The organism is Gordoniibacillus kamchatkensis (assembly GCF_000829455.1).
GTDB classification, from domain to species: Bacteria; Bacillota; Bacilli; order Paenibacillales; family NBRC-103111; genus Gordoniibacillus; species Gordoniibacillus kamchatkensis.
This window is the reverse complement of record NZ_JXAK01000022.1, coordinates 38352-51732: the sequence shown is the minus strand read 5'-3', so window position 1 is coordinate 51732 and position 13381 is coordinate 38352. Positions and strand designations below refer to the sequence as shown.

The 13381-nt window shown below is 51.9% G+C and carries 12 protein-coding genes; all 12 read right to left on the bottom strand.

The window, feature by feature from the left end; genetic code table 11:
- Window positions 1–186 precede the first annotated feature (186 nt).
- Entirely contained in the window at window positions 187–855 is a 669-nt protein-coding gene (locus SD70_RS14060) for a M15 family metallopeptidase (RefSeq protein WP_052487421.1), read from the bottom strand.
- 578 nt (window positions 856–1433) lie between these two features.
- Window positions 1434–2444 carry a Gfo/Idh/MocA family protein gene (locus SD70_RS14055; RefSeq protein WP_041048162.1) on the bottom strand — a complete coding sequence of 337 codons (1011 nt, stop codon included), beginning with the start codon at window positions 2442–2444 and terminating at the stop codon, window positions 1434–1436.
- Window positions 2445–2458: 14 nt separating this feature from the next.
- A complete protein-coding gene (locus SD70_RS14050; RefSeq protein WP_041048160.1) occupies window positions 2459–3481 on the bottom strand; it encodes a zinc-dependent alcohol dehydrogenase in 1023 nt (340 codons plus the stop codon).
- Window positions 3482–3503: 22 nt separating this feature from the next.
- Entirely contained in the window at window positions 3504–4631 is a 1128-nt protein-coding gene (locus SD70_RS14045) for an aminotransferase class V-fold PLP-dependent enzyme (protein ID WP_041048159.1), read from the bottom strand.
- A gap of 36 nt (window positions 4632–4667) precedes the next feature.
- Window positions 4668–5405, bottom strand: a complete 738-nt coding sequence (locus tag SD70_RS14040; RefSeq protein ID WP_041048158.1) for an MBL fold metallo-hydrolase — start codon at window positions 5403–5405, stop codon at window positions 4668–4670.
- A 47-nt stretch (window positions 5406–5452) separates the two neighbouring features.
- The gene (locus SD70_RS14035; protein WP_041048157.1) at window positions 5453–6604 is read right to left on the bottom strand and encodes a M20 family metallopeptidase; all 1152 of its coding nucleotides are present in this window, start codon (window positions 6602–6604) and stop codon (window positions 5453–5455) included.
- Between the two features lie 40 nt (window positions 6605–6644).
- Window positions 6645–7139, bottom strand: coding sequence for a hypothetical protein (locus SD70_RS14030; RefSeq protein ID WP_041048156.1), 495 nt, complete (start codon window positions 7137–7139; stop codon window positions 6645–6647).
- The gene (locus tag SD70_RS14025) at window positions 7136–8851 is read right to left on the bottom strand and encodes a glycoside hydrolase family 20 zincin-like fold domain-containing protein (RefSeq protein WP_041048155.1); all 1716 of its coding nucleotides are present in this window, start codon (window positions 8849–8851) and stop codon (window positions 7136–7138) included. Before SD70_RS14025 ends, SD70_RS14030 begins: the two co-directional genes overlap by 4 nt.
- Before the next feature lie 114 nt (window positions 8852–8965).
- Window positions 8966–10021 (bottom strand): substrate-binding domain-containing protein, encoded by a 1056-nt coding sequence (locus SD70_RS14020; protein ID WP_041048154.1) that lies wholly within the window; start codon window positions 10019–10021, stop codon window positions 8966–8968.
- A gap of 79 nt (window positions 10022–10100) precedes the next feature.
- Window positions 10101–11087, bottom strand: coding sequence for an ABC transporter permease (locus SD70_RS14015; RefSeq protein WP_041048153.1), 987 nt, complete (start codon window positions 11085–11087; stop codon window positions 10101–10103).
- Entirely contained in the window at window positions 11080–12582 is a 1503-nt protein-coding gene (locus tag SD70_RS14010) for a sugar ABC transporter ATP-binding protein (protein ID WP_082053352.1), read from the bottom strand. Before SD70_RS14010 ends, SD70_RS14015 begins: the two co-directional genes overlap by 8 nt.
- 12 nt (window positions 12583–12594) lie before the next feature.
- Window positions 12595–13302, bottom strand: coding sequence for a GntR family transcriptional regulator (locus SD70_RS14005; RefSeq protein ID WP_041048152.1), 708 nt, complete (start codon window positions 13300–13302; stop codon window positions 12595–12597).
- Between the last annotated feature and the right edge of the window lie 79 nt (window positions 13303–13381).

Genomic DNA, 13381 nt, shown 5'->3' with positions numbered 1-13381 from the left:
GCCGCTGCGGGGGACGGCGCGGGATTTTGCTGCGCGGGTTGCTGGCTCGGTTTGTTGCTGCAAGCCGTCAGCGCCGCTGCCAGAACGAGCAAAAGAGAGGTTTGCACAAATCTTGACTTCATGGGAACCCTCCTAAATAAATATGATGATAAGTTTATATAAAGTCACAATATATTAAATTTTAATTTAATATATTGAAACTTGCTTCACACCTTTATAAATGGCGACTTGATTGGTCGCTTTCCCCCACGGTATATTCCCGTAGTCGAAATGCCACCATTCTTCGTCATAGCTGCGAAATCCGGCTTCCGTCATCGCTTGCTTGAGCAGCCTTCTGTTGTCCCGGACGGCGCGTTCGGCTTCGCTTAGAGCTTTGGCCGTTTCGTACCAGTCCGTTCTCGCTTTTTCGGTAAATTCGTCGAAGCCCGTTCCCATGTCGAGCCAGCCGTCCGCTCCGGCGATCGTAAGATCGACCGCACCGCCGGTCATATGCGGAGAAGGGGCATCCGCATCGTCCGACGGATAGGCGACAAATTTGGAAATCTCGCGGCGAACCTCGTCTTCGCTCATGCCTTTTTTCTCAAAAGCTTCTTTTGTCATATCGTACAGCGCTTTTTGCACCTCGTATGGCCTCCAGCCGTCCAAAACGAGGAAATGCAGTCCCTTCGGGAGCTTCCCGGCCGCTTGTACGAGCCGCTGTGCCGCCCCAGCGCGCAAATAGCATTCGTTCATCGCCCCTGTAACATTGTGATGATAATAATACGGAAACACCTTGATTCGGGGAGACAGGTTCGACAGCGGGACCAAAGGTTCTCCCGATTCGCGAGACGGCGTTGCCTGCAGATGAAGATCCATGTGTACCTCCGGAACGATCCTCAATTATGTCGTTTAATGTCGATCAAGAATGAAATGTGTCATATTTTATGACTTTCTTAAGATTATATTAACTCGAGAAAGCGTTTTAGTAAAGTGAAATTTTTATAGTTTAGTGAAAAAAATTTGTGATTATGTTATATTACTTTACATGTTTCCGCTTTCATCCTTTTGTTACGCCTCGTCTCTTGCTATTAATCGTGCCTCCCTCGGGTTATTTGTGTAATATTTCATCACGCAACTATTAACCAACAATGTTCCAACCTTCATAAGCTCTCCGGCTCCGTGATAATAGTTACCAAGCCGAAACGGACAGCCGAGCTCGTTATCGATGCGTTACGATCGTCGTTCGTTGAAAGAATAAAACGGAGCCATGCGCGTTGGCGGCGCATGGCTCCGTTTTATTATACTGGCTGGCCGGCGGTCAACCGCCTTACTCCCGGTCTATATTGGCGCTTTGTGAGTAGTATTTGTACACCGCGCTCACATCCTCTTCGCCGAGCCCGAAGTTGCATGCCCTCTGAAAAATTCGCTTCACTGCCGCGGCGACCGATATGTGTTTATACATCCAAATCTTCAATCCGGATGTCCCGGTTCAGTTTCGCCGATTTGATGATGGCATCCGCCACCTGTACGCCGTGAACGGCATCCGCGAACGAAGTATGGACCGGTTCTTGTCTGTGCATGAGACATTGCGTAATAAAGTTCAATTGTTCGCGCAAAGCGCCTGCTATTCTTCCGCCTAACCGGTTGTGCACCGATAGATCCGTCGTTCTTCGCCCTTGCCTATTCAAGATTTGCACGCCGGCCGGCTCTGTTTCGAACCGGGCCATGCCGTTAACGCCGATAATTTCCGCGGCATCGTGAATTTCGATGCCCGCTTCATCCGGAGTCATCCAGTTGCTTTGCAGTACGGCCAGCGTCCCGTTGGCAAATTCGAGATTGGCCCACAAAATTTCCGGAACGTCCGCGCCGGACACCGATCTCCCGTACGCCCTCACGTTTCGCACGCGGCTTCCGGCATACCATATGGCCAAATCAAGATCGTGAATCATCAATTCGTATACGGTGTGAGTCCTTTGATACGTTGCAAACAACGACTGCTGCCTGGAGCGCCTCAAATACATGGATACGGGACGGCCGATTCGCCCGTCGCGGATAGCTTCATACACCTCGATGCTCTTCGGCTCGAAGCGGAGCAGGTGGCCGGGAATAAGCCATCTCCCGGTGCGTTCCGCCGTTTCCCGCATCGCGACCGCCTCCCGCAAGTCGGTCGTGACCGGCTTTTCGACAAGAACGTGCTTGCCTCCTTCCAATGCCTTCACAGTCGATTTCAAGTGCTCTTTTTCGAAGGTGACGACACTCACTAGTTCGATATCGGCACGCCCGATAAGATCGTCTTCGTTGGTGTAATAGTCAGCGATGCCATACTGGGCCGCAATCGTCCGCACCCGTTCCGCATTGATATCGCAAATCGCCGCCACTTCCACATGAGGCAAGGATTGATAAGCTTGAAGATGACATTCCCCCCAGCTGCCTAGGCCGAGGATACCTACCTTTACTTTGTTCATGTGTGCGCCTCCGCTCAAGTCGTTTGCAGCAATATTTTTCCGGAATTGACCTTCCCGGCGACAAGGTCGGAGAACGCAGCTCCTCCATCTCGCAGCGACCGGATCTCCGTCCAACCGTCTTCCTGAATTTTTCCGCTGATCAATAGCTGCACACTCTCGTAAAAGTCTTGAGCCGTATAACAGAAAGAACCGAGAATTTCGATCTCGTTGCGTATAAGGTGATTGATCCGCAAGCTCGTATCGTCGACGCCGAGGCCGATATTCATGAACGTTCCGCCCGGATTGACGATCTTAAGGGCGCTTTCGCGAGTCGACTGAAAGCCCGCCGCATCGATAACGACGTCCACCCCTTTTTCACCGGCAATCGAGCTTACCGCCTCGGCCAATGCCGTATTCTTCGGATTGAACGTATAGTCAACTCCGCACCGCGAAGCGGACTCCAGCCTCATCTCGTTCGTGTCCGCCATCATGACGAGCGAGGCTCCCAACAGTTTTGCGACCATTGCGCAGAGCAGCCCGATCCCGCCGGCGCCGATCACGAGGACGTTGGCAAACGGATGGCGCTCCATGGCGCGTCGGGCCGCCCTTAGCGAACAAGCCAAAGGCTCCGCCAGAGCTGCCCGGAAGGAATTCAACCGCTCCGGAACCGGAACGACGGCGCTCGCTGGAACAGCCACGTATTCGGCGAACGCGCCGGGAAGGTGGATGCCGATAATTCTCCTGCTCGCACATAAGTTGGTTAAGCCTTTACGGCAAGACGGGCATTTGCCGCAAAACAGCAGCGGATTGACAACCGCTTTTTGCCCGATTAGTTTAGCCTGGCTTTGATGCCCTGCACGTTCGACGATTCCGCAAAACTCATGTCCCATAACAAGGGGCGGCACACGCAGGCTATTGTGGCCCAAATACCCTTCGATTTCCGAACCGCATATTCCGACGGCCTCTACGCGCAGAAGCACATCGCCCTCCAGAATGGCAGGTTCCTCCACTTCGCAAAATTCCATCCTTTCTGGTGCCGTCCACATGAGCGCTTTCATGGCTTAATTCCCTCCCATACGATCAGCATTCTTTCTCAAATCTGGAGAGCAGGCCGAGCAAAGTACGAATATCGTCCATATCGTTGAACGCATGAATGGATGCCCGAAAGCGCCCGTCGCCGCCCCAAACGTACACATTTTCCGATAAAAGGAACTGCGCGATCTGTTCCGCCCGGTCATGCAGGATGCAAATGTTGCCGGCTCTCCGATCCGGTTCCGACGAGGTCATCACTTTATAGCCGCGCGTCTTTAATTCGTTGATTAAATAGCCGCCAAGCGCGAGTACATGCCGTTCGATATTGTCGATGCCGGTCTGCAGCAGCAGATTTGTAGAATAATTCATAGCGTACATGGTGGGATAACTGGGGTATCCCAGCTCGAACTTTTTGGCATCGGCGTGAAAGGAGAACGATTCGAATCGATCGGGGCTAAACATGTCCCGAACGCTGCGCCACCCTACATATTTCGGGACGATGTCAGCCGTTCTCGCGGAATTAATGCCAAGAATACCGGCCCCATGAACAGACAGCAGCCACTTATAAGAGCTGCAGACGGTAAAATCCGATTCGTACATATGGACGGGGACGACGCCCAGCGACTGCGTGACATCAAGCAAAAGCAGCGTGTCGGTGTTTCGCAATTCGCGATACAGCTCGCGATAGTCAAGCCGGGCGCCCGACAAATAGCTGACGTGACTAGTCATAACCAGTTTAGTTCTAGCGTCAACCGCGTTGAGAATATGCTCAGGACTGACCTGCCACTGCTCATGCTCAACTACGCGGATTTCCACCCCGCGTTCCTTAAGCGCAAGCCAAGGCAAAATTCCGGATGGAAACTCTAAGGTATGAACGACGACGTTATCTCCTTTACGCAAATCAAGGGCCTGAGCCAGCATGGAGATGACTTCGGACGTATTGGACAGAAAGGCGATGTCTTCGCTTTTCCCATGCATCAATGCCGCTGCGTTTCGTCTGCAGCTGAGCTCGATTTCCGCATTTTTTTCCCTGCCGATAGGCCCCAAGCTGCGGGCATGCATGTAATCGGTCATCGCGTCCAAACTTCCGCGGAGAGGGGGGGTTTCCGCCCCGCTGTAAAGCCAGGTGCATCGGTCCAGTCCGACAAACAATTGTTTCGCCAAAAGTGAATTCATAAGCGACCGAACTCCTCTGCTCATCAAGTTTGAAATCTAAAAATTCGGCGGTACCTCCAACCTGGTGAAATACCGATGCGCGGTTTCGATATGTTTCGCCGCATTGGCTAAAAGGAAAGGGCCGTGACCTGGGTATAGGCGGTGTAGTCCTAGTGAATGAAGCTTAGCCATCGAGTCGGCATATTCAGGGATGCTGCAATCCCATATATATTGGATCACCACTTTGCCGCCCGCGAACACGACATCCCCTGAAAACAAGCTTCTTCGACCGTCTTGCTCCCACAAGTAGGAAACGTGGCCGCGGGAATGACCCGGCGTCTCATAGACCGTTAGTTCCATATGTCCAATCCGGATAAGGTCATGCTCCTGAACCCGCCGGGATACCGGACATGCCTGAAACGAAAAATCTGCCGGGTATACACCGCCTCTGATCGCATGTGTTAAGCTGGTCTTGTTCATATCTCCTTGCTCGAGCCATGGAGCGGCTTCCGCCGAAACGACGACATTCAAACCATATCGATGATGAAAATATTGCGCTCCAGCCGCATGATCGCCATGAACGTGGGTCAGAAGCAAGTGGGCGACATCTTTCATGGCAATGCCGTGACTTTCGATGTTTTGAACGATTCGTTCCGGCTCGACACCGCCGCCGGCATCGATAAGGGCGTACTCGCCGCCGCCATCCAGCAAATATACGTTGCAGTCCGTGGAGTGGCTTAGCTCCATTCCGTATTTGCCGCTTCCCACCAAATATACTCGATCCGATATTTTCATCGTATCCTCCCGCCTATTTGCCTCATTCCGGGACGACTCCCAACCGATCATGATCTTTTGCCGAACTGTTGCGCTAGCCGGATATATAATTTTTCCGCCAACTCGACTTCCTTCATGGAAACCCATTCCTCGACGGAATGCGCCTGATGAATGGAGCCTGGCCCAAGCACGATGCTCGGAATCCCTTTTAATGCTTGCAGTTTGCTGGCATCGCTGCCGTAAGTCGCACCGGACGGAACACAATTTAGAGAAAGCTGTTCGGCTGCACGCTGCGCACTGAGTACGATTTCCGAGTCGATCGGCGTATTCAAGGCCCAATCCAGCAGCAGCTCCCGAGTTTGGAGCGATACGCCCAGTGGAGACAGATTCGTCTGCAGCTCGTTTCCAATTTCCTCCATGACCCGTTCAGGGTCCTCTCCGGGAATAATTCGCCGGTCTACTTCAATGCGGCAACGTTCGGGCACGATATTGATCTGGCTTCCTCCTTGAATAATCCCAACGGAAATCGTAGGCGATCCGCATAACGGATGAACGGAGGCAGACAATTTCGGTTCCACTATACGGCTGAAATAATCGATCACTTTGCACATCTGCTTAATGGCGTTGTCCCCTTGATGCGGAACGGAGCTGTGAGCCGCCTTGCCATGCGTTTCCACGGCAAAGCGGACGCAGCCCTTATGCGCGACGACAAGTTCCAAATTCGTCGGCTCGCCTACAACCGCCCCGCTAATCGGCAAGTCAAATTCAAGGAACGCCATCAGCCCCCGGTACGCGTGCTCTTCGTCGACGGAAGCGCAAAGAACCAGATCGCACGACAAGGAATCCTGTTGATGGACAAGATATTCGAAGGCGGACAGCATCGCTGCCAAAGATGCTTTCGTGTCGCATGCGCCCCTGCCGTATAAACGGTCGCCTGACATGACGGGCACCAACGGATCGGGCATGCTTCCGAGCGAGACGGTATCCATATGAGCCTCGAACAGAAGCACCCGGTCGGGATGTCCTGTCTTCAACTCGATGAGCACATTGTCCCTCCCGGGGAACACCGGCTGCCTTGCCGCCGATAAACCCGCTTCGCGGCAAAAACGCTCGATGTACCGCACAATCTCTCCCTCGCCGGAAGCTTGTTGGTCGAAATGAGGATTCACGCTCTCAATTCGGATCAAATCCTCCAATATTTGCAGCACGCGGCTTTTCAATTCCCTTCCTCCTTAACCGTGGATCCGGGCTATCGAATACTTATTTGCGAATGGCGGCCGTCGGCTTGGCTTTGGCGATTCTAGGCCCCCACTCGAGCAGCCATTCCCAAGGAAGGCTTTCGCCGCCTACAATTCTGCTCACTGCCGGATCGGGTTCGAAGCCGGCTCCTACGACCGGATGAAAGACGTTCTTATACTCGTTGATTACCTGCGGTATGTAGTACTCGCCAATCGCCACGCCCGTCCAAGTGTGATCGCCCGAGTCGAAATAATTCTCCTTAATGAGCCGGTAGTCTTCCTCCGCGTGGAAGATCGCCTTTTCCGCAAGGCGGCGGAGCAGCTCCGCATCGGTTATCCCGTCTTCCCGGGCTTCAAGAAAACGGTTATAGTAAATGCCCGCCCAAATCACTTCCTTCATCCTTCGGGCCATCAGCTGCGTGGCTTGCGCGCATTCGACCGCAGCAGCGGGCAAACGCGGCGATTGCATAATGGCTTCGATGCCGCAAAGCACGGCGTCGATTTGATCCGCCATCATTTCCAGATACCGTCTGCCCTCTTTGCCCACATATTTGTCCGGCATAAAAGGAAAGGACGGCAGCCGGTCGCAATTTGCGTTTCGTGAATGCACGGAATGGTTCGAACGATGGTTTCATATCTCGCGCCGTTCTCTTCGCCGAACAGATGCCGGGAAGCCAGCTTCAAATATTCGTAGTGGCCGAGCTCCCAACAATTCCAGCCGAATTGGGCGGTGGCCATAAAATAATGCTCGTGGCCGTACCACTCGAAGCCGTAGCCGTTGATGCCGGCGCAGCGTTGATTGACCGCGCCCTGGAATTGGGAGATGTCGTTCCACAGATGCTGGAACGTGTAATTTTTCAAACTTTCGGGGAACGTGTCTGGAATTAAATAAGGAATTCGTCCCAAGCTGGCGGCAAATCCGCTGCCTTCGCAGTTACGCGAATAGATGCGATCTCGGCCAAAAATGCCGACCCACTTCAAAAACTCGCGGTCGTCATCTTCCAGCCCGGGGGCCCAGAACAGCTTCACGCGCGCAGGCAACCGATCCGCCCATTGCCGCAAATACGTATCGGATTTCACTATCGGCGGTTCGCGCAGCCACCTGATGCCGATCAGCGTATCGGGGCGAAGCACTTTCTCATATTCCTGCAGCAATTGTACGGAAACGGTATGCTTCGCATCGTTCGGGGCAAGGTGGCCGTATCGGGTGCGGCATTCCTCGCATTGGCAGAACCACTGTACCTCTTCGCTTTCTTCAAATACGAGTCCGTTAAACCCGAGTTCCTCGATACGCTTGACGCTGGCGATCAAATACCGTCTGACGTCTTCCCGGGAAGGACACATCGAGTCGTAGCTGTTTACGTGGCCTTGCGATTTTAATTGCTCGGACAAAACGGCGCGGCTCTCGGGATGGACGACCGGATAACCCCCGCTGTAGGAATTGAGCCCGATATATGCATATACGTCGATTCCCCGCTTGTTCGCATACCGAATCATGTCGCTGAGGAAAGGCTTGTTTAAGTTCGGGTGGGTAAACGAAACCTCGAGCCAATCGTTGATTTCTTTGGACCACGTACGAACTTTGATCCCCTTCAGCTCGGTCTCCGGATATTCGGGAAAATCGAACGGCCAGAACCCGTACATCACCACGTTCAAAGCATTGATTTTGTGGCGGAAACACCAATCCATGAATTGCATCCACCTTGGACCGTCCCATAGCTGCATGCCAAAGCCGGCCCGGGCGAAGCCTGCATACCAAGCAAGAGTTGGAGAAATAGTCCGTTTTGCTATGTCCGGCCCGTCAATAATCCGAAGACACGGGATGCGTCCTTCCGACCCATTGGATATTAGTTGGCCGAGAGTGGTTAATCCGTAAAGAATCCCTTGCTTGGACAAGGCGCCAATACGAATTCCGTCGGGATTAACTGTCAGCATATAGGCCTGATCCGGTATCGGCAGCGATGCAAGGGTCTTTTGCTCCGCTTCAGACAACGATTCAAGCGCATCGAGCTGCAAGTCTGTTTTATCAGCAGTGGAATCGTCCATAATTACGTTGCGAAATCCCATAGATTCCAGCTCCGAGCGGACTACATCGCCGATATCGTTCACGGCCTTCTGCAGCCTGACACGAAACGCGGATTTGTCCGTTCGATATTCCCCGCCTAGCGATTCCACCTGCTTTACGCTAGGCAGAAGCGGATAACGATTCAGATTCAAGCCAGCTGTCATGATCGCCCTCCTCACACAGACATCCCGATCTCGGGAATGATGCCAGGCATACTTCCCGTTCCGTTTGGAGGAGCAACCGCGGAAAGCATGCCTGTTGTAAAAAAATGGCGAAAATCATATAATGGGTTGGGATGATATTTTTTGTTTTATTTTTTTAGATACTGGTCGACATTGTCCTTCGTAATCGGGACGTAGTCTACCAGTTCTTTTTTTATTAAACTTCTTGCCTTCGATCAGGCCTACGGCGACTTCGACGGCTCGTTTTCCTTCAGAGGTTACGTTATCCAGAATGGTCGAGCCAAGGCGTCCGTCCTTGACGGCTTGCAAGGCGTCGGGGATTCCGTCGATTCCGCACACGATAATGTCTTTTCGTCCGGATGCTTTGACGGCTTGCAAGGCTCCCATGGCCATTTCATCGTTTTGCGCGGCAATGGCATTGATGTCCGGAAATCTTTGCAGCCAGTCTTCCGAAATTCGCAGCGCTTCGTCCCGGTTCCAGTTCGCCGTTTGCTGCGTGACAAGCTTAACGTCGGGATATTTATCGAACAACGATTCCTTCAGCCCCGCACCCCTTGTAATTTCCGCCGAATGGCCGATCTGGCCTTGCAGCAATGCCACTTTGCCCTTACCGTTTAACGCTTTAGCCAAATAGTCTCCCATCATGACCCCCGATTGCTTGGGATCCGTTCCGACAAACACGTCGTAATTCTCGTTCTTGGTAAACGTGATCACTTCAACTACGGGGATACCGGCTTTCTTGGCTTTGTCGACGGCGGGGCCAGAGCCGACGAAGTCGACCGAGTTCAATATGAGTGCATCCACTTTTTGCGAAACAAGACTGTCGACTTGGCTCAGTTGGGTTTCGATTTTGTCTTCACTGTCCATGATTTGCAGATTCACATGAAGTTCCTTCGCCTTGCTTTGCATGGACTCGGCCAAAGCTTTGATGAATTCGTGGGATAACCCTTGCGCAGCGACTCCGATTTTGTACTGCTTCTTCGCATCTCCCGCACCGCTCGCCCCATTGTCCGTCTTGCCGTTGGAACCGCCTGCAGCGCTGCCTTGCGCCCCTCCGCTTGCCGGTTTGCTTGCACATCCCATCAAGCTTGCCATGACGAGAAGCAGCAGCGAGACGAACAGTAGGGACTTGAAGCATTTACTACGTTTCACCGGAAAAACCCCTTCCTCCAAGAGTGATATGTATAAGCGGATCTGCAAACGATCCGATTATAACCTGACACCGTAACCGTCACCTTTTGGATCGCTGGTCCAAAATGACCGCTCCCGCAATGATTAATCCTTTCACAATTTGTTGGTAATAGGAGGACACGTCCAACAAATTCAATCCGTTATTAATGACGCCGATTATCAATACCCCAACGATAGTTCCTGTAATCGTACCGACCCCGCCAAATAAGCTGGTGCCTCCGATGACGACCGCCGCAATGGCGTCAAGCTCGTACCCTAGACCGCTGTTGGGCTGCCCGGAACTGATTCTCGATGCCAGAAGCACCCCTGCCAGGCCTGCCAAGAAGCCGTTTACTATATAGACGAGAATCTTCACTTTGGCCACGTTAATTCCGGATATCTTGGTTGCATTTTCATTGCCGCCTATGGCGTATACATATCTGCCGAATTTGGTCTTATTAAGAAGAATCGCCACTAGGGCACAAATAACGGCAAATACGATTACGGGGAAAGGTACCGGCCCTATCGATCCTTGACCTAAAAACAAAAACGACGGCGCTTCGATAACGATCGGCCTCCCGTTCGTGTAAATTAAAGCGATGCCGCGTGCGACCGTCATGATGGCGAGCGTGGCAATGAAGGGGGCAACGCTCAGCTTTGCCGTCATCGTGCCGCTAACGCTGGACAGCAGTCCCCCGGCAATCATTCCGGCGATGACTGCAACGATGGTTAACCCCGGATTCACGTGAACGATACTTGCCGCGATGACAGCCGCAACCGCCATAACGGAACCGATCGACAAGTCGATTCCTGCGGTAAGAATGACGAGCGTCATTCCAACGGCCAGAATTCCGTTAATGGAGACTTGCCTAAGCACATTCATGATATTATCCAAGGTTAGGAAAGCATCAGAGAATAGACTTAGAAAAACAATAGCCGCAAGAAGAACGAGAACTAATCCGTATTTTCGAACAATCGAGGATGAGCGTTTGCTTTTCATGGAATGCACGCTTTGTTTTACAACAGAAACTACCGATGGTTTATACAATGCCGGCACCTCCGATGGCACACTCCAAAATTTCTTCTTGCGTGACCTGCCCTCTCATAAACTCGCCTTTAATTCGTCCTTCACCCATAACAAGGATCCTATCGCTCATCCCCATAATTTCCGGAAGCTCGGAGGAAATCATGATGATGGCCATTCCGTCCCGAGCCAAATCGGACATCAATCTATAGATCTCCGCCTTTGCGCCTACGTCGATGCCGCGCGTCGGTTCGTCCAGAATGAGCACCTTCGGTTTCCGCATCAGCCATTTTGCGAGAACGACCTTTTGTTGATTTCCGCCGCTTAACGATTGAACGGTCTGGTCAAGGCCGCTCATTTTGACGGTAATGTCCCCGGTCATTTTGCTGCACGCAGCGATCTCGCTAAGCCGGTTGATGAACAGTCCATTGGAAAGCGCATTCAAGCTCGCCAACGTCATATTTTCCTTGACCGACCGGCAGAGCACCAATCCAAGCTCCTTCCGGTCCTCCGTTACCAATGCTATTCCTAACCGAATCGCATCCGCAGGCTTGCGAATGTGAGCAGGGATACCGTCTACTCGAATTTCTCCCGCATCAAACCGGTCGATCCCAAATATCGCTCTCATCACTTCGCTTCTGCCGGCACCCATGAGACCGGCGATCCCCAAAATTTCCCCGCTGCGGACGTTGAATTGAATGTCGCTGAATACGTTGCTCCGCGACAAGTTTTCCACTTCCAGAATCGGCTTGCCGATTTTTGCCGCCTCTTTGGGAAATATATTGCTTAAAGGTCTTCCCACCATCATCGTAATCAATTCGTCTTTGGACAAAGCTTCAATACGTGTCGTGCTTATGTATTCGCCGTCCCTTAGGACCGTCACGCGATCCGCAATCTTGAAAATTTCCTCCAGCCGGTGCGAGATGTAAACAATCGGGACGCCTCTTTGCTTCAACTTCTCAATCGTATGGAACAGCGTCTGTACTTCTTCCTCGGACAAGGCCGACGTTGGCTCATCCATGATCAGCAGCCTGGCGTTATAAGAAACCGCTTTTACAATTTCCAGCATCTGCTTCTGGGCGACGCTTAATTGCTTCACTTTGGTTCGAGGGTCCAGCTTCAACCGGAATTCATCGAGCAATTCCGCCGTTTGGCGGAAGAGCAGCGGTTTATTGACGAATCCCGTTTTTCCGTATTCGGGCTCCCTGCCCAGAAAAATATTTTCAGCGATCGTCATTTCCGGAATGGGATTAAGCTCTTGATGGATCATGGCGATACCGTGCCGTAATGCGGTTTGCGGCGAATCGATTGGAAGCGGCCGGCCGTAAAAAACGATGTCCCCTTCATCCGGTTGAACGAGACCCGTCAATATTCTCATCAGGGTCGATTTTCCCGCCCCGTTCTCCCCCATCAATGCATGAACTTCACCCCGCCTCACTTCAAAATGAACGCCTTTCAGCGCATGAACCCCGTGAAACGCCTTGGAGATGTGGCGCATTTCAAGAACGGAATCGGCCAATTTACGTCCCTCCTATTTCTCGAACCATAAATGTTCTCCGTACTCCCAACGATCTTCTTCTTTCATATCGATAAATTCCCGATAGGAGCGGTAAATATGCCGTCTCATCGTTTTCTCGGCTTGATCGGGGTCCCTAGCAGCGAGCGCCTCGATTAACTCCAGATGCTGATCGACTTCTTTTTGTTTGGTCGATTCTTTGCCCAGTATCCGGTTGACCATCGAAATTTGAAAAGAGATGGATTCGTACGTTTTCATGAGCTTGGAATGATTCGATAATCTCATGATGGTCTGATGAATATGGAGGGAGTCTGCAAGCAGCGAATCTACAGTATCATCGTGCAGCTTCGCCCTCATCTCGTCATAAAACGCTTCCAACTCGGCAATGTCTTGATCCGACGCCAGCTGAGTCGCCATCCTCATGGCCAGACCTTCGATTACGGCGCGCAAGGAATAGATTTCAAATACGTCCCTTTTCTCGAGGGCTTTGACAATAGGTCCTTTGTTGGGAACGATCGTGATGATTCCTTCCCCGGACAGATGGCGTATCGCTTCCCGCACCGGCGTTTGGCTGATGCCAAGTTCCCGAGCCAACCTTGTCTCCACGATGCGGTCGCCGGGACTTAGCTCGCCGTTCAAAATCTGCTGTTTAATAAGCGCTACGATATCATGGCTAAAATTTTGTTTATCCATAAAGAATTGTTTGTTAATCGATTCGGACATTTCTTATCACCTTTTCAATTCAATCAGTCGATTGTATATTTTATATTATGTATTCTATATTATATATAATTTTCTGACA

What these genes read in the sequence shown, in the direction of transcription:
- SD70_RS14045 (WP_041048159.1), bottom strand. Translation starts at nt 4,631, where the DNA reads ATGAATTCACTTTTGGCGAAACAATTGTTTGTCGGACTGGACCGATGC.
- SD70_RS14030 (WP_041048156.1), bottom strand. Translation starts at nt 7,139, where the DNA reads ATGATGGCGGATCAAATCGACGCCGTGCTTTGCGGCATCGAAGCCATT.
- SD70_RS14040 (WP_041048158.1), bottom strand. Translation starts at nt 5,405, where the DNA reads ATGAAAATATCGGATCGAGTATATTTGGTGGGAAGCGGCAAATACGGA.
- SD70_RS14025 (WP_041048155.1), bottom strand. Translation starts at nt 8,851, where the DNA reads ATGACAGCTGGCTTGAATCTGAATCGTTATCCGCTTCTGCCTAGCGTA.
- SD70_RS14055 (WP_041048162.1), bottom strand. Translation starts at nt 2,444, where the DNA reads ATGAACAAAGTAAAGGTAGGTATCCTCGGCCTAGGCAGCTGGGGGGAA.
- SD70_RS14050 (WP_041048160.1), bottom strand. Translation starts at nt 3,481, where the DNA reads ATGAAAGCGCTCATGTGGACGGCACCAGAAAGGATGGAATTTTGCGAA.
- SD70_RS14060 (WP_052487421.1), bottom strand. Translation starts at nt 855, where the DNA reads ATGGATCTTCATCTGCAGGCAACGCCGTCTCGCGAATCGGGAGAACCT.
- SD70_RS14005 (WP_041048152.1), bottom strand. Translation starts at nt 13,302, where the DNA reads ATGTCCGAATCGATTAACAAACAATTCTTTATGGATAAACAAAATTTT.